The 17,438-nt window shown below is 42.9% G+C and carries 11 protein-coding genes; 4 read left to right on the forward strand and 7 right to left on the reverse strand.

Going from position 1 to position 17,438, the window contains the following annotated elements; all coding sequences use genetic code 11:
• Positions 1-40: 40 nt before the first annotated feature.
• The 4 genes from QUB66_RS00005 to QUB66_RS00020 all read right to left on the reverse strand — a co-directional run bounded on the left by QUB66_RS00005 (position 41) and on the right by QUB66_RS00020 (position 3,650).
• Complete coding sequence (locus QUB66_RS00005) at positions 41-235, reverse strand: hypothetical protein (RefSeq protein ID WP_332965668.1); 195 nt, start codon at positions 233-235, stop codon at positions 41-43.
• A 63-nt stretch (positions 236-298) separates the two neighbouring features.
• On the reverse strand, positions 299-886 hold the full coding sequence (locus tag QUB66_RS00010; protein WP_265235755.1) for a DUF6272 family protein: 588 nt from the start codon (positions 884-886) through the stop codon (positions 299-301).
• A 77-nt stretch (positions 887-963) separates the two neighbouring features.
• Positions 964-1,326, reverse strand: coding sequence for a hypothetical protein (locus QUB66_RS00015; protein WP_332965670.1), 363 nt, complete (start codon positions 1,324-1,326; stop codon positions 964-966).
• Between the two features lie 179 nt (positions 1,327-1,505).
• The gene (locus QUB66_RS00020) at positions 1,506-3,650 is read right to left on the reverse strand and encodes a SpoIIE family protein phosphatase (protein WP_265235757.1); all 2,145 of its coding nucleotides are present in this window, start codon (positions 3,648-3,650) and stop codon (positions 1,506-1,508) included.
• Between the two features lie 164 nt (positions 3,651-3,814).
• On the opposite strand from QUB66_RS00020, the gene QUB66_RS00025 reads away from it, so the two are divergent.
• Both QUB66_RS00025 and QUB66_RS00030 read left to right on the forward strand, forming a co-directional pair.
• Positions 3,815-4,174 (forward strand): VOC family protein, encoded by a 360-nt coding sequence (locus QUB66_RS00025; RefSeq protein ID WP_265235758.1) that lies wholly within the window; start codon positions 3,815-3,817, stop codon positions 4,172-4,174.
• 3 nt (positions 4,175-4,177) lie between these two features.
• Positions 4,178-5,458: a recombinase family protein gene (locus tag QUB66_RS00030; RefSeq protein WP_332965673.1), complete on the forward strand. Its 1,281-nt coding sequence runs from the start codon at positions 4,178-4,180 to the stop codon at positions 5,456-5,458.
• Between the two features lie 85 nt (positions 5,459-5,543).
• Here QUB66_RS00030 and QUB66_RS00035 read toward each other — a convergent pair whose 3' ends face one another.
• From QUB66_RS00035 to QUB66_RS00045, 3 genes are all read right to left on the reverse strand, one after another.
• A complete protein-coding gene (locus QUB66_RS00035) occupies positions 5,544-6,689 on the reverse strand; it encodes an adenylate/guanylate cyclase domain-containing protein (protein WP_332965674.1) in 1,146 nt (381 codons plus the stop codon).
• A gap of 36 nt (positions 6,690-6,725) precedes the next feature.
• Positions 6,726-9,797, reverse strand: coding sequence for a response regulator (locus QUB66_RS00040; RefSeq protein WP_332965676.1), 3,072 nt, complete (start codon positions 9,795-9,797; stop codon positions 6,726-6,728).
• A gap of 109 nt (positions 9,798-9,906) precedes the next feature.
• Complete coding sequence (locus QUB66_RS00045) at positions 9,907-11,460, reverse strand: sensor histidine kinase (RefSeq protein WP_332965678.1); 1,554 nt, start codon at positions 11,458-11,460, stop codon at positions 9,907-9,909.
• Positions 11,461-12,122: 662 nt separating this feature from the next.
• Between QUB66_RS00045 and QUB66_RS00050 the strand changes: the two genes are divergently transcribed.
• Both QUB66_RS00050 and QUB66_RS00055 read left to right on the forward strand, forming a co-directional pair.
• A complete protein-coding gene (locus QUB66_RS00050) occupies positions 12,123-13,445 on the forward strand; it encodes an AAA-like domain-containing protein (protein WP_265235763.1) in 1,323 nt (440 codons plus the stop codon).
• 115 nt (positions 13,446-13,560) lie between these two features.
• Entirely contained in the window at positions 13,561-17,145 is a 3,585-nt protein-coding gene (locus QUB66_RS00055; protein ID WP_332965679.1) for an AAA-like domain-containing protein, read from the forward strand.
• Positions 17,146-17,438 lie beyond the last annotated feature (293 nt).

The raw sequence follows: 17,438 nt of genomic DNA on the forward strand, positions 1-17,438 counted from the left end.
TTTTTTTTATTGTCACAATCAATCATTGCATATAATTATATCATAATAAGTGTAGATAATGATTTAGGATTGCTATAGTAGGCGGTTCGGGATTAGCGACCTCCTCTAATAAATCAACTATTGGCTTATAATCTGGCGCTCCATCTAAGCTGAGTTCGCCTTGGAAACAGACTGTCACCGATATTGGATCGTATTGAATACTGTAGTCTTGACCTTTGATTTCCTGAATGTCCATTGTCTTGTAGTTTCCTGAGTGAATTATTGTGGCACAACAAAGTCAATATTGAAAAAGTTAAAACTAAACACTAATTTGAACGATCGTCGTAATAGCGATCATATTGGAACTATCAGACATCCTCTCAAATTTCCAACCGATCTTAGCTGAATAGTCATTAATCATCGTCAGCAATCCCAGTCCCGATGTTTCACTTTCAGATTCAGCATTCTTTTCAAGCTGCTGTAAATATAATTCATCAGAATCAGAATTAAGCAATTCTACAATAAATTCCTGCAATTTTTTTGCCGCAGGTTGCTGCACATAGTTAGTTGCAAAAATTACTGCAATAACATCAGCTTCTCCTATAAAATGTATCCCAAATTTTACCTTATAATTGCAACTATCATCAGTAAACTTGATCGCATTTTCTAATAGTTCATTGGCAATGTAACTCACGGCTCCCTTACTTTGTTTAATCCGTTTCTCGCTGCTAGCATCCTGCTCATCCACTGGTAGAAAGCTAGACAAATAATCTGCTACAAAATGAGCAGATACCCTATTGTTGCGCCAGCGCTGCTTGATGGGGCGAGAACTGGGCGTAAATGTAAGTTCCAGGGAGTCGTGATCCGGTGGAAATTGTTCGATGAATTCTCCAAAAATTTCTGTCATAGTTTGTAAACTTCCAGATGTCATTATTTTTCTACCTCTTTTAAATTAATGTATTAATATCATTTATGGGTAAATTTTCACACACCATTCCAGTTAGCAGGAATACTATTTTCTAACAGTGATTGGATACGTTTTAGGTAAATTTTGCCGGGTTCATCAGCGGGATTTAGCGCCACTATCTGTTCAAAATAAACTTGGGCATTAGCAAAATTTTCCTGACAATATTGTTCGAGTCCTTCCTCAAAAATAGGCAAAGTTTGAATTTTGAGCGATCGCACTGGTTCTACTTCAACATCTAACACCTCACAAACAGTAATGGCTTCTTGTCTACCTTTGACAATTGCCCGATCCAAAAAACGAATATGATACTTTTCAGGTTGACTCAAACGTTTTACCACATTTCCTGAAATTAATAAAGATACGCCATAATACTTAGTCAAACTTTCCAGACGAACTCTTTCAAGCCCCCACTATATCGGTACTCCGATTAGTGGTGGGTGGTTGACTCGCTCGTACATTACTATAATTTATACGGGCGGATCTGAAAATCCGGCTTCTGCTTCGATGCTTCGCCACTAAATTCAACAGCGATGTTAGAAACCGGGTTGATGACTGTCAATCATAAATTATGCACAATATTTCCCTGTTGCTTCAATACTAGCAAAGTAATGTCATCAAATACCTTTTGTTCTCCAATAAATTCTCGCAAATCATCGATCGCAGCTTGTTTAATTTCTTCGGCGCTCAAATGCCAGTTTTGAGAAACCACTTCACAGAGTCTTTCGATACCGTAGAATTTTTTGTGGATATTTCTGGCTTCGGGAATGCCGTCAGTGTAAAGCACCACGCCGTCCCCTGGCTCTAACTCTACTAAAATATGGCCAATCAAAGCTGAAATATCCTCATCTAAGCCGATGGGAAATCCTAAATCCATTGTATCGATCCGCTCGATTTTACCGCTTTTTCTGACGACAATAGTTTCCTCATGCTGACCGCTGATGCTGATTTTCCCATCGGCATAATTTAGGATAGCCAGTGTCAGATTCTTATCTGAGTTCATGCGCTGAATATTTTGATAAATAGTGCGGTTGAGAGTATCTAAAAAGCGTACCGGATCTGATTCTCGGATTTCGTGAAGAGTGCGGACAACCGATTGAGTCATCACCATCAAAATGCCACTTTCTAGTCCGTGTCCGGTGACATCGCCAATGCAAAGCGTAACCACCCCGTCATTAAAAAGTACGTCGTAGTAATCGCCACCAACTTCATCGGCGGCTTCCATAAATCCGGCAATATCTAAATCTTTAATTGCTGCGAGTTCAGCAGGTTTGGGCAAAATTAACTGCTGCATTTGTTTGATTAGATCGAGTTCGGAACTCATGCGCCGATTTTCCGCTTTCAGCCGCTTGTTGAGTTCTGCAATTTCTTGATTAGCTGTGGCGAGTTCTGAGGTGCGTTCGGTAACTTTATATTCGAGAGTTTCAAAGGATTCTTTTAGTTGTTGTGCCATACTATTGAAGGAATTAGCTAATGTTTCAAATTCAAAAATTTTGCTATGATTAATATTCTGATTTAGAGCGCCACCTGCGATATTTTCGGAAGCCTTAGCAATTTGTAAAATCCGGCGAGTAATCTTGTTGGCGCTGAGAAAGCCGAGTCCTATTGAGGCAATTAGAGCCGCAATACAAAGCAAGATGGTGTTGCGAGTATTGGCATAAATTTGGCTCATAAAGTCGGATTCTGGTACTACAACTACAATTAGCCAGTTGAGACCGTACTTGTCAGTTAGGGGAGAAACTTGGAGAAATTGCCGCTGACCGTTGAGGTTTAAATTAAGTTGAACAGTTTCTTTAATATTGTCTAAGCGTTTGAAGCGATCGAGTAAATAAACTACACTTTTGCTCATCAGCGGGTTGCTGTCATCCTGTGCTTTGATCCGCTTTTGGTCTTGGCCTTTGCCGAGGGACAGAGCCTGATTTTTCAGCGAGCTAGCGATTAATTTGCCGTCCGGCTCAATGATAAATATTTGACCGGATTTACCAATGCTTAAGGTTTGCAGGAAGCCGCGAATTTGATCTAGCCCGATCCTGCAAGTCAGCACGCCAATCAGTTTGCCTTCAGGGTTATAATAGGGTTGACTGGCATTCATTTGCAGCGTACCGTAGGCTAAATTAATGTAAACATCGCTCCAAGCAGCCTGTTTTTTTTCGACAACAACGGTGTAAAAGGGGCGGATGCGAACGTCATAATTGGGCTGAGACCTTTCAATTTCGGTCGGATTTCCATCAGCATCAAGGTTGTAGTAAATTAAGTCTCCACCTCCGGGAGTCAGTTGCTGAGCAAGCTGAGGTTTCTCAGATACATCCAGTCGGTTCACCCAACCCATTCGCAGGTACTCGCCTTTTTCGTTGGCAATTCCCGCGTGACCGATCGCACTAAACCGCAAAAGTTGCTTCCAGAGATAAGGTCTAGATCGCTCCAAATCGTCGAAATCCAACAGTCCCAGAGGTACAGCATCATGATTGAGTTGATTGACTAACGGCGGAGTTTCGATGTAGTTTTGGACGCGATCGTAAACTCTGGCACTGATGGAGTGCTGTAACTGACTGGCGAGATCGTTGACTGTCTTCTGTCCGTTTCTGTAAGAGAGATAGCCAACCCAGCCAACAGCAGCGACAATTTGCAACACAAACGGCACCACCAAGACACGACTGAGACCGATTTGGCGCCTACTGGGGGCGATCGCCCGTTTTTGAGAAACCATTGTTAAAATCACTTCTAGCGGGTTGTTTACCTTGCTTCAGCATCGTCAGCACAAGACAAAATACGATAGTTGAATCTGCTGAAAGTATATCAAATCACCAAAAACTCTGGGCTTTTGGCGGAGTCGCTCTACAGTTATAATTAAAAATTAATTGTTTGCCAACCATGAAAATTACTCAATCCCTCCACGCCGCCCTAGTTATCTCGAATATCGAAAAATCCGAACAATTTTATAGCAAAGTTTTAGGACTGGAAAAAATCGATCGAGAATTAAAATTTCCTGGAATCTGGTATCAAATCGGCGACTTCCAACTTCATCTAATTTTAGCAGCAACAATTATACCAGATGCCATAGATTCCCAAAAATTGGGACGCAACCGACATCTGGCATTTTCTGTGGCAAACTTAGAGGAGGCAAAACAACAATTAAGAGCCAGCAACTGCCCGGTGCAAATGAGTGCGTCAGGTCGATCGGCATTATTTACCCAAGATCCCGACGGTAACATCATCGAACTCAGCGAGTAACAGATGAAAATCATCGCCTATTCATACAGCGAACCGCTGCTAGAATCCACGCCAGCAGCCGAAATTTGGGGCCAAGAGGTCGATCGCACCTATCAAGACTTAGGAGGGCGTCAGCAACTCCAGCAACTCCTCAAAGACTGCCAAACAGAACCAGTCAAATACCTATTAATTCAGCGCCTTGAAGAACTCGGCGACACAGTACAGCAAGTGTGCGCGCACCTAGAACAACTAGAAACCCTCGGCATCCAACTAATTGTCACAGACGAAAAACAAAGCGAAAACAGAGCAAACTTACTCAAACTCCTCGCAGAAGTCCAGCGCAGCCAACAAAGCCGCAGCATTCGCAAAGGACACGCCCGCAACCGCATCAAATCCCTTCCCCCACCCGGAAAAGCCCCCTACGGTTATCGGCGCGGCAAAGATAAATATGCGATCGACAAAACCGCCTCCCCCGCCGTCAAAGACTTTTTTGAACACTTCCTCATCTACGGTTCCCTGCGCGGTTCCGTGCGCCATTTAGCCAAGAAATACAACAAAAAAATCTCCGTCAGCACAGGCCGCCGCTGGCTGACAAATCCCGCCTACCGAGGCGATTTAGAATATCAAAACGGCCAAGTAATTTCTAACACCCACGTCCCGATAATTTCCAGAGAAGAAGCCGCCCAAATAGACAGATTGCTGCGGCGCAACCGTAGCCTTGCTCCCCGCAGCGCCAGCGCCCCGCGTTCCCTCGCAGGATTAGCAATTTGCGCCGAGTGCAAATCGCCCATGACAGTTGCCAAAGTCACAGCCTACCGCAAAGAAAAAGAATACCTTTATTTGCGACCGATTAACTGTCTCCAGCAGCCTAAATGCAGCGGCATTTCCTACGAAGAAGTATTGCAATCAACCATAGCAGGAATTTGTCGGGATTTGCCCAATGCTGTTGCTGGCTTGCAAATGCCGGAGATGAAGGGAATTAAAGCAGGAATTGCCGGGGCTATCTGCTCGAAACAACAAATCTTAGAGCAACTTCCCGCCATGATTGAAAGCGGCATTTTAGACACAGAAACAGCAGAATTGAGAGCGTACAAAATCCGCACAGAAATTGCAGAACTCCAAAGCAAATTAGCGCAACTGCCGCCAGTGAATTTGCGAGAAACAGCGCAAACTGTTTCTCTTCCCCAATTTTGGCTGGACTTGTCGGAATCGGAACGCAGGTTCTATTTTCGAGAGTTTATCGATCGCATTGAGATAGTCCGGGAAAAATCCCAGGTAAAACTGCAAATTATTTTCATTTTTTAATTACCCAAACCATTAATTTTATAGCATTTTTTTCTTCCTTCTTCCTTCTTTCTTCTTCCTTCTTCCTTCCGATCTAACTTACCAATTAGCTTGAAATAACTTTTTTAGCCTTGAGCCAATAGGCGATCATATCTCCTTTCCCTTTAAGCAGAATTGCGCCCCGTTCCTCAAATAAATATCCATCTTTTAACTGTTCGTAAACAGCCGCAGTAACTTGAATATACCCCGGCAATCCTTGACATTCCATCCGAGAAGCAACATTAACAGTATCCCCCCACAAGTCATAGATAAATTTTTTAGTGCCAATTACGCCAGCAACTACTGGGCCTGTATGAATCCCAATCCGAATTTGAAGTGGTTCGCCTGTGTCGGTTTGAAAATCTGCGATCGCCTCCTGCATATCCAAAGCCATATTTGCGATCGCCTCAGCATGATCTGCCCTCGGCACCGGCAACCCCCCCGCTACCATATAAGCATCTCCAATTGTTTTAATTTTCTCCAAACCGTGTTTTTCAGTTAATTCGTCAAACTTGGAAAAAATCTTATTGAGAAAATCCACTAATTCTAAGGGTGAAATTCTCGCAGCAAGAGACGTAAAATCGACAATATCAGCAAAGAGGACTGTTGCTGACTCAAACCTCTCAGCAGGAGAACCCTCGCCCTTTTTCAAATTTTCAACAATCGCTGCTGGTAAAATATTCAGCAATAAATGATCCGACTTTTTTTGAGCAAGCCGTAAAGCTAGCTCAACCCCCTGCCGCTCTTTAATTTCGTTTTGCAAACGTTCGACAAGTCCTTCTAATTGCTTCGTTTGCTCTTGAAGTAGCTTTTGCTGACTTTGAATTGTCAACTGACTTGCCACTCGTGCCAATACTTCTTTATCTTGAAAAGGTTTAGTAATATAGTCAACTGCTCCCACATCAAAGGCTTTCACCTTATCTAAAACGTCATCTAAGGCGCTTAAAAAAATCACTGGAATGGAACTGGTTTTTGGTGAAGCTTTCAACTGTGCACACACCTCATATCCATTCATCTCTGGCATCATCACGTCCAGCAGAATTAGAGTCGGCGGAAACTCCTGCACTGTAGCGATCGCCCTTTGTCCGTTCAGCGCTTTACGAACCTGATACCCTTGTGTGGTCAAAATTGTAGATAAAAGCCGCACGTTATCTGGCTTATCATCAACTATTAGAATGTTGGCGGAAATTATAGGACATTGATTGCTGTTCATGTGAGCGCTCACGGTATTTTTTTAATATAAAAGATATTAACACTGACGTGCCGTAACTGCCGATTTAGCTAGCTCTATAATATCGTCAAATAGGAAATTATGCGCTAAATTAGTTAAATATTGTGAGGCAGAAGCAAATTCTCTAGGCATTTCCTCTATCAAGCTAAAAATTTTATCATCGCAACATTCATAAGCAGCATTATATATCTTCTCCACCCACTCAAGAGGCATTTGACAGAGTTGTGATTCTACAGATTGATTGCTAAAAAATCCGCTAATTTCGCTTTCATTTTCTAGTTTTGTATCAACAGGTTCCTCGTAAATGTAGCGTACTCCTAAAAGTTCTTCTATTTTTGCAAATAATATTTTTGCCTCGAAAGGTTTACGCATGAAATCATTGCAACCTGCTGCCAAAATAGTTTTTCTATCCTCTTCAAAAGCGCTCGCAGTGAGAGCAACAATCACCGTTTCTTTTCCGAGAGGATGAGATTTAATGTGTGTGGTGGCTTCATAGCCATTCATCACCGGCATTTGCATATCCATCCAAATCAGGTGCGGCTGCCAATCCTCCCATATAGCAACAGCCTCTTGACCATTTCTAGCTTCTCGCACGACTAGGCCTAATGGTGACAATAATCTATCTATAACTAGACAATTATCGGCGCGATCGTCAACGACCAAAATGCGATATTCTGGTTGATTGGGTTCTAAACCAATTACTTTTTTATGTGGTTTAAGCATTTTAACATCGGTAGGAGCGGCAAGGCTGATTTGAATATCAAAGGCAAATTTACTGCCCAACCCAATCATACTGTTTACAGTAATATCTCCTCCCATCATTTCTACAAATTTGCGACTAATTGGTAAGCCTAACCCAGTCCCCTGTTGAGATTGCTGACCTGTTTTTGTTTGCTCAAAGGGTGCAAATAACTTATCCATTTCTTCTGCGGCAATGCCAAGCCCAGTATCTTCAATTTCAAACTGAAGGCGTAAAAATACCGGGCGAATGGAATTCGCGTCTACACAATCAAAGTCCGCCTGCGGGGACTGATCGCAACCCGCGTCGGCGGGTTTTGTTTGTGTACCCGTAAACTCTGCGGTTTTAACCGCCAAGCTTTCTTCTACCTTCATTTTCACTCGCAAGGTAACGCTACCCGTCTCTGTAAACTTGATCGCATTTCCTAATAAATTAATCAAAACTTGGCGCAATTTGCCTTCATCTCCATTGACAAACTGCGGTACGCCATCAGCCACTTCAAAAATTAGCTGCAATTTTTGAGATTTTGCTTTCAAGCGGAACATCTCTTCCAAGGTTTCTAGTAAGCGGATTAAATTGAAACTGCTTTCATTAAGCTGACTTCTGCCTGCTTCAATTTTAGACATTTCCAAAATGTCATTAATTAGCGACAGCAAATGTTCCCCAGCGCGATTAATAATTTCTAGGTGTTGCTGGTGTTGATTGTTGAGAGATGAATCGCGCACCATCACCTGACTAAATCCCAGAATTGCATTCAAGGGAGTACGCAATTCGTGGCTCATAGAAGAAAGAAATTCACTTTTGGCGAGGTTAGCAGCATCAGCAACCACAACAGCTTTTTGCAGCGCTACTTCTGCCAACTTGCGCTCGGTAATTTCAGTTTTCGCTTGTTCAAACAGGGTGCATTGCTGGATGGCGATCGCTAGCTGTACGGAAATTTGCTTGAGAGATTCTATCTCAGAAGAGTGCCACTGCCTTTGACTGCGGCAGTGATGAGCAATGAGTAGCCCCCATAATTTTTCACCTTGCAAAATGGGAACCACGAGGTTAGCTTTAATTTCAAACTGGCTGAGTAAATTAATGTGGCACTCTGAAATACCAGCCGTATAAATATTATCGATCGCGCGAATGTGTCCCTGCTCGTAAACAGAAACGTAACGTTCCCGAAAACAAGGGTCATTAATGTCAATTCCGTGAATTGGCATCACACCCCCTGCTACCGATTCGACAGCTATAAATCCGCTCCAATCTGGGTTGAATTGGTAAATAACTGTCCTATCAGTTGACAAAAACTGGCGCACTTCTTCCACAGCCATTGTCATAACTTCTTCTAGGTTAAGAGAAGAGCGAATCCGCTCTTGAATGGAATTCACCAGTCGCTCCCTTTTTAGTTGCTGCTGCAAAGCTGCTTCTGCCTGTTTGCGAGCAGTAATATCTACTCCATAACCAACACACTCCACAGGTATGCCAGCAGCATCTTTGACCAACTTAACTTCATCGTAAATCCAGCGATAACTACCGTCTTTGTGCCGTTCGCGGTATTCGTAGGAAATCCATTCTTTTTCCAATATCTGAGCGAATGCAGTATCTACAGTTTTTCGATCTTCCGGGTGAACGAGGCTGCGCCAATCAAGGGAACCTTCAAAAAAATCTTGCGCTTCGTAGCCAATCAATGAAATAATGTTTTCGCTGACAAATGTTACGTCATAATTTTCCCCTAATTTGCAGCTAAAAATAACTGCTGGAGTAGTAGCCAATAAATATTGCAAGCGTTCGGTAACAGAGCGCAAATTTAACTCGGCTTGCTGGCGCTCGCGAGCTTCCATTGCTAAGCAAGTATTGGTTTCTGTCAACTGTGCGGTACGCTCTTGCACTTTAAGTTCTAAATCTTCATAGGCGCAGCGCAGAGCTAATTCTGCCTCTTCGCGCACGGCGATTTCCCGCTGTAATTTGATATTAATTACTTCTAATTCTTGAGGGGTTTTTAATGATAAAAACTGGGGGATTAGCCCGAACAGCGTTCCAGCAGTGTAGCAGGAAACGAGGCCAGTAATTCCTTTTTCAATCCCCGACAGCCAATAAGCGGAATGCCACAGCGTCCAAATGTCTATCAAGTGACCAGTACCGCAAAGAACAATAAATGTACTAAATAAAGCAAATATTCCTGAGAAGGGAACGTCGCGTCGCTTCAAAATAAAATAAATTAGCATCGCCGGAATTGAATAGTAGGCGAGCGCGATTAAAAAGTCGCCGGTTACGTGCAGCCACACCAAAGGCGTTTGCCACAGATAGCAGTGACCGTGCGGCATATACTGAGTTGGAGAAAAAATATTTTTGAGTAATTCCCACATAATACTTGTTATTGGCAGATAATATGGATTTGATGATGCCTAAGTTAGGCAAAAAATAAAATAAACCGAAAATTGTATGTAGCTGGATTCAGCATTATTTATTAACGCCTCAACCCAGCTTGTTCATAACAGCTTGCTTCTGCACTAGGTGGCGCTCGCCAAATTGCGATCGCCAAGGAATTTCAATGATAAACTCAGTACCTCTCCCAACCTCGGAAGTGCAGCGCAAATAACCTTCATGGGCTTGAATAATCTGATAAGAAATCGCCAAACCCAGCCCGGTACCAGCACCGATAGGTTTCGTTGTATAAAATGGATCGTAAATTTTAGCGATCGCATCATAATCTATGCCAGTGCCATTATCAGCAATGTGAATCTGCACCCACTTGCCATCAACTAAAAGCGTGCGGATGCGAATTTTTAGCAGTGGGCAATGGGCATTTTGTAAGTTGTCAGATAAATTATTTTCCCAATAGCCGTTGGTCAAATCTCCCTGCTGTGCCATCTGTTCTAAAGCATCAATAGCATTAGAACAAATATTCATAAATACTTGGTTAAGCTGCCCAGCGTAGCATTCCAATAGTGGCAAATCTCCATACTCTTTAATCACTTGAATCGGCGGACGGTTTGGTTGTTCTTTCAAGCGGTGCTGCAAAATCATTAAAGTGCTATCGAGTCCTTCATGAATATTTACCTTTTTCATGTCGGCTTCGTCTAACCGGGAAAAAGTTCGTAAAGATTTAACAATTTCCCTAATTCGCTCTGCTCCAATTCTGATTGAACCAAAAAGTTTTTGCAAGTCTTTTAAAATAAAATCGAGTTCGATAGTGTGAATTTTGTCTGCAATTTCCGGCGCAGGAGTGGGGTAATAAACTTGATAAGCCTTAATCAATTCCAAAATATCTTTAATGTATTCCTCCGCCGGAATCAGATTGCCATAAATGAAGTTAACAGGGTTATTGATTTCGTGAGCAACGCCAGCTACCATTTGTCCCAAAGAGGACATTTTTTCAGTTTGCACAAGTTGAGTTTGGGCGCCTTTGAGTTGTTGCAGAGTCTTTTCTAGCTGCTGAGTTTGTTCGAGCAGTTTAGCTTCCGAGTGCCGCAATGAATTTTCAGCCAAGGAGCGATCGCGATTTTCTTGTAGCAAAAGTTCATTGGTTGATTCTAAAGCCAGCGTCCTCTCCAGAACCCGTTTTTCCAATTCCAGCATTAATTCTGAGAGTGCTTCCTGAGCTTGTTTGCGATCGCCAACCTCATTTTGTAAAGCCAAATTTGCCGCCGCCAATTGATCGGGACTGGGGATAGCCAAGATTTTTGGGATTAGTCCCACCAGGACTGCTGCTGTACATAGCGAAATCAGCGCCGTAATCCCTTTCAGAAAACCAGAGAACCAATAATTAGGATGCCACAGCGTCCATATTTCCATAATATGGGTAATGCCGCAGCAGACAATAAAAGAGCCAAACAACATGAAAATCCAGTCAAAAGGCACGTCTTTCCGCTTCTTGACAATATAAATCAGCGTGATGGGTATCAAAAAATAAGCGGTGGCAATCAAAGCATCGGACAAAATGTGCAGCCCCACTAATCCAGGCTTCCACAAGTAGCAATGACCGTGAGGAATAAAATAATTTGGGAACATTTTATGAACCATTTTCATCTAATTAACTCGGTTTTTTGCTAATATTTTGTATAGGGATTACAGGAGGAGTGTCAAACCTGCTGGCACAAAAAGAAGAATTAGGCTTTTAAACTTAACACTTGTGATGAGTAGATACAGCGATCTGAAACTACCTTTAATTAAATTAACATCAATCCACTAAGCTTTAGCAAGGTCAACTGTCACATTTTTAATTGTTGCTTTACGACCAAATGTGACACCTGCATGACATTTTGGCGAATTCGCTTTGAAAAACTGAGCACTGCTACCTGAAAGGGAACTCAGCCAACGCCTCTTGAAATTGGGTTATGGCGCTCAGCATAGGTGTCAACTTAAGTCTAGATCCCCCCTAGCCCCCCTTAAGAAGGGGGGAACCGGAAGTTATCAAAGTCCCCCTTCTTAAGGGGGATTTAGGGAGATCTCGCCAGAGGATAAAAGCGAGATGTCTCAGGTTTCATACTTAAGTTGACACGCCTTTGGGCGCTCAGTGACCAGTAAATCCTTTATTGATATTGGTGCGCCGCGGTGAGATTTAACGGATTTGACCTGTTATTCCCTGAGAAATGTAGGTACAGGCTGGCGTCGCAATCCAATAGGCGATCGGCTTTACAGTCAATCATAAGTGATAATATCAACGATATACTTACTTATAATTGCAAATTATGACGATAGATGAGGTAATACAGCTAACTCGTGCCCGATCGCAAAAAGATTTACATCCCGTACAAGAAATCATACTCCGCCAAGTTTGGGAAGGAAAGACTTATACAAGCATCGCATCTGCCTCTCATTACGGAGAGCATTACCTGAGAAACATCGCCTCCGGTTTGTGGCAATTTCTCTCTGAAATCTTGCAGACACCTATTAGTAAATCAAATTTTCGCTCCTCTCTAGAATCGCGTTCCTTGACTGCGAAGGAACAAAAATTAATTGAAGAATTCACCCGCAGCCAATGCCTAGTAACACCTTTAGAATATCCCGGCTCTCCCGTACCCCTCGGTTCGCCATTTTATATTCCTCACCCGCTAATTCAAAAACTCGCGTATCAAGAAATTGCCAAACCTGGAAGTGTTCTGCGGATTAAAGCTCCCAGGAAGATGGGTAAAAGTTCCCTCCTGCTACGGATTTTAGATCGCGCTAATTCTCTTGGCTGCCGAACTGTAAGTTTGGATTTTCAGCAAGCCGAGGAAGCTGTTTTAGACAACCTAGATAAATTTTTACGGTGGTTTTGTGCGAACATCAGCCGTCACCTAGAATTGCCACCTCTATTAGATGATTATTGGGATGAAGATATGGGTAGCAAAGTAAGCTGTACCATTTATTTGCAACAATATATATTAACGGAAATTAATAGCCCTCTGGTTTTAGCTTTAAATGAAGTCAATAGAATTTTTGAGTATCCCAAAATTGCTAGAGAATTTTTGCCACTGCTGCGAAGCTGGCATGAAGAAGCAAAGCGGACTGAAACTTTGGGAAAACTGCGGTTAATCGTCCTTCATTCCACAGAAATTTATATTCCTTTAAAGCTCACTGAATCGCCTTTTAATGTCGGTTTGCCGCTGCAATTGCCCTATTTTACAGAAGAGCAGATACTTGCTTTAGCGCAGCGTTACGGACTGGATTGGACAGATAGCCCCGATGCCAAGCGACTGATGGCAATGGTGGGGGGACATCCTTATCTGGTACGGCTCGCTTTTTACCACCTCTGTCAAAAGGCTATAACGCTAGATCAGCTTCTACAAGAAGCTCCCACAATAGGAGGAATTTATAAAGATTACTTGCGGAGTTTTTGGGTGACATTGCAAGAAGATCCCGAACTCGCAATTGCACTTAAACAAGTCGTAAAATCTGAGCGTGGCGTGGAATTAGATCCGATAGTAGCTTCTAAATTAGTTAGTATGGGTCTGATTAATATCGATAACAACCGCTGTATGCTGAGCTGCGAGTTGTATCGCCTGTATTTTGGTTCCCACAATTTTATTTAAATCGAGGTTTTAGAGTTTATTTGTGTAAGTTATATTAGAATCAAGCGATCGCACCACATCCTCACCTCTCAATAGATTCATTACATACTCACCTTTAAACCAACCTATAAACGGCATGACCAAAATTACATACCAAATTGGCGGCAGTCTCGCCAATGATGCACCTACTTATGTGGTAAGACAAGCAGATTCCGAACTCTATCAAGCCTTAAAAAACGGCGAGTTTTGTTACGTCCTCAACTCGCGACAAATGGGAAAATCTTCCCTATTAGTCCGCACCCAACACCGATTACAAGCAGAAGGCTGCCAATGCAGCACCATTGACATGACCCGCATTGGCAGCGAAAATATTACCCCTTTACAATGGTATAAAGGCATAGTTGGGGAACTTTGGCGCAGCTTCAATCTCTTAGGAAAGATGAACTTAAAAACCTGGTGGCGCGACGAAGAAGATATCTCCCTGCTTCAGAGATTGAGTAATTTTATTGAAGATATCCTACTCGTCAAATTTCCTCAAGATAGAATTTTTATATTTATTGATGAAATTGACAGTATTCTCGGTCTAGATTTCTCCGTTGATGATTTTTTTGCCTTAATCCGGTTTTGCTACAATCAACGAGCGATTAATCCAGAATATAATCGCATTTGTTTTGCAATCTTTGGCGTAGCGACACCGAGCGATTTAATTGCTGATAAAAAACGGACACCTTTTAATATTGGTCGTGCTATAGATTTGCGGGGTTTTGAACTGCACGAAGCCCAGCCATTAGTAGAGGGATTGGTAAGTAGAGTGAGTAATCCTCAAACAGTTATCAAACAGATATTGTTTTGGACTTCAGGACAGCCATTTTTAACGCAAAAGCTGTGTAATTTAGCTTATAGAGCCAGCCGGGAAGCGGCGCGAGGCTTAGTAAATATTCCACCAGGAACGGAGGCATTTTGGGTGGATAATTTAGTGCAAAAAAATATTGTTACTAAGTGGGAATCCCAAGATGAACCAGAGCATTTAAAAACAATACGCGATCGCATCCTTCGTAACGAACAGCGTGCTGGTAGATTACTCGGTATCTACCAACAAATTTTGGAATCAGAATCATTTTCAATGGTACTAGGAGGTATTTTAACCGATGATTCTCCAGAACAAATCGAACTATTATTATCAGGATTAGTAGTTAAAGAGAATGGTTATTTGCAGGTAAAAAACAGGATTTATGCTGAAGTTTTTAACCTTGAATGGGTAGAGAAACAATTATGGCAACTGCGCCCTTACTCGCAAACCTTCGATGCTTGGATTGCTTCACAACAAACAGATTATTCGCGGCTATTGCGCGGGCAAGCTTTAAAAGATGCCCAAATCTGGGCGCAAGAAAAAAGCTTGAGCAACCTAGACTATCAATTTTTAGCTGCTAGTGCCGAACTAGACAGGCGAGAAGTTCAACAAGCTTTAGAAGCAGAACGCACTAAAGAAGTTGAAGCACGACTAATAGAGGAACATAAGCGATTAATTCAAGAGAAAACAGCAGCCAAACGACAGAGAAGATTACTATTTGCAGTTAGTATTGCACTGCTGCTTGCCTGTGGTTTAGGAGTAACAAGTTATTTTCAATACCGACGTGCAGCTATTAGCGAACGCGAAGCAAGAATTAGCGAAATTCAAGCGCTGGTTTCTTCTTCTGAGGGACTGTTTGCCTCTAATCGCCGATTGGATGCACTAATAGAAGCGATTAAAGCTAAACGCAGACTGCAAAAGTTAGGCAATACAGACACAAATATTGAACATCAAGTTATCAATGTATTGCGGCAAGCAGTTTATGAAGGCGATGAATACAACCGTTTATCGGGACATAAAGCGGCGGTGATGACTGTCGATATTAGTCCTGACAGTAAGCTAATTGCCTCTGGAAGTGTAGATAAAACTATCAAACTGTGGGGGAGGGATGGTACAGAAGTGGCAACCCTCAAAGGTCATCAGGCGATCGTGAGATCGGTTAAATTTAGCCCTGATGGTCAGTTAATTGCTTCTGGAAGTGATGATGGTACTGTGAAATTATGGCAACAAGACGGCACGTTGTTAAAAACTTTTCAGGGTCACAGTGCTGGCATTTGGCTAGTAGCATTTAGCCCCGATGGTCAAACTATTGCCTCTGCTAGTGTGGACACAACTGTAAAACTTTGGCAAAAAGACGGAAGTTTGCTGAAAACTCTCCAAGGTCATACTGCTGGGGTATCCTCAGTAGCATTTAGTCCCGATGGTGAAACGATTGCCTCTGCCAGTGGAGACAAAACGGTAAAACTTTGGCACAAAAACGGCACTTTGCTAAGAACTCTTCAGGGTCATACTGCTGTGGTATCCTCAGTAGCGTTTAGTCCCGATGGTCAAACTATTGCCTCTGCCAGTGGAGACAAAACGATAAAACTTTGGAATAAAAACGGCACTTTGCTAAGAACTTTTCAGGGTCATACTGCTGTAATATCAGCCGTTGTGTTTAGTCCAGACGGTCAAATTATCGCCTCAGCAAGTCGAGATAAAACGGTAAAAGTTTGGAATATTGACGGCACAGAATTGATGACATTTAGAGGTCATAGTGCTGGGATTTGGGGGATAGCTTGGAGTCCTGACGGCAGCTTTATTGCTTCGGCGGGTGCAGAAAATAGCGTCATATTATGGCGAAGTCAAAATCCATTGCGTAAGATGATTACTGCACATAAAGCTGGGATTTGGGCTTTAGATATTAGTGCTGATAGTTCTACAATTGCCACAGGTAGCGAGGATGGCACGACTAAAATTTGGAGTCGGCAAGGTAAATTGGTAGCAACTTTGAGCGAACAAGATGCTGCGATTTATGCAGTTGCTCTGAGTCACGACAATCAGTTAATTGCTTTTGCGAAAAACGATAATATTGTGAATATCTGGGATCGTAAAGGCGTTTTGCGGGAAAGTTTTGTAGGTCATAGCGCTAGACTGACTGGATTAGCTTTCAGTCCTGACGATCGCACGATCGCATCCGCAAGTCAAGATAATACGATTAAGCTTTGGCGGCATAACAGCATTTGTAGGGGGGAAACATCCGCCGCCAAATCTCTAGGCAACACCAATAGATGCGCCCCTATCACCCTCATAGGACATCATACTCCTATTTGGCAGGTAGTATTTAGCCCCGACGGTCAATTAATTGCCTCCGCAGGGGGAGATGGTACTGTAAAGTTATGGAAGCTTGATGGTACGTTAGCGAGAACTTTCCGAGGTCATCAAGCTGCGGTATGGAGAGTGGCATTTAGCCCTGACGGTAAGATGGTCGCTTCTGGCAGTGGGGATAATACGATTAAGCTTTGGACTATTGATGGCAAGTTGTTAAGAACTATTGAAGGTCATCAAGCTGCGGTATGGGGAGTGGCGTTTAGTCCTGATGGTCAAATGATTGCTTCTGGCAGTGTGGATAATACAGTAAAGCTTTGGAAACTTGACGGTACGGAATTAACAACTCTCAGAGGTCACAGTGCGGCGATTAGGGGAGTGGCTTATAGTTCTGATGGGACGTTTGTGGCTTCCGTTAGTGAGGATAACACGCTGATTCTGTGGAATGTGCAGCGAATTCTGAGTCTGGATTTATGGAGTTATGGGTGCGATCGCGTGGGGGATTATTTGCGGGTGAATGCGGAGGTGGAAAAGGGCGATCGCTTATTGTGCTCGCGCAACTGAGATGCTCCCGTCCCCGCATAGCACAGGTTAAAGAAGCTGTGCTATGCGGGGACGGGAGCACTACAAAAGCAAAACTGAGATGCTCCCCCTTCGAGTTTCACACCCGAAGCGGTTAAAACCAATTTTTTATGAGGCTGCACATATCTCGATCCCCCCTAGCCCCCCTTAATAAGGGGGGGACAAGAATGCTCTCAAAGTCTCCCTTGCTTTCGGGGGATTTAGGGGGATCGAGATATGTGCAACTTCACGTTAAATTGGTATAAAACCGCCGCATGATACGCCGAAGCATAAAA

This window comes from Microcoleus sp. A2-C3 (assembly GCF_036706065.1).
Taxonomy (GTDB): Bacteria; Cyanobacteriota; Cyanobacteriia; order Cyanobacteriales; family Microcoleaceae; genus Microcoleus.

Excerpts from the sequence above, each read along its gene's own strand:
- QUB66_RS00005 (WP_332965668.1), bottom strand. The coding sequence starts at position 235 with ATGGACATTCAGGAAATCAAAGGTCAAGACTACAGTATTCAATACGAT.
- QUB66_RS00010 (WP_265235755.1), bottom strand. The coding sequence starts at position 886 with ATGACAGAAATTTTTGGAGAATTCATCGAACAATTTCCACCGGATCAC.
- QUB66_RS00020 (WP_265235757.1), bottom strand. The coding sequence starts at position 3,650 with ATGGTTTCTCAAAAACGGGCGATCGCCCCCAGTAGGCGCCAAATCGGT.
- QUB66_RS00025 (WP_265235758.1), top strand. The coding sequence starts at position 3,815 with ATGAAAATTACTCAATCCCTCCACGCCGCCCTAGTTATCTCGAATATC.
- QUB66_RS00030 (WP_332965673.1), top strand. The coding sequence starts at position 4,178 with ATGAAAATCATCGCCTATTCATACAGCGAACCGCTGCTAGAATCCACG.
- QUB66_RS00035 (WP_332965674.1), bottom strand. The coding sequence starts at position 6,689 with ATGAACAGCAATCAATGTCCTATAATTTCCGCCAACATTCTAATAGTT.
- QUB66_RS00040 (WP_332965676.1), bottom strand. The coding sequence starts at position 9,797 with ATGTGGGAATTACTCAAAAATATTTTTTCTCCAACTCAGTATATGCCG.
- QUB66_RS00045 (WP_332965678.1), bottom strand. The coding sequence starts at position 11,460 with ATGAAAATGGTTCATAAAATGTTCCCAAATTATTTTATTCCTCACGGT.
- QUB66_RS00050 (WP_265235763.1), top strand. The coding sequence starts at position 12,123 with ATGACGATAGATGAGGTAATACAGCTAACTCGTGCCCGATCGCAAAAA.
- QUB66_RS00055 (WP_332965679.1), top strand. The coding sequence starts at position 13,561 with ATGACCAAAATTACATACCAAATTGGCGGCAGTCTCGCCAATGATGCA.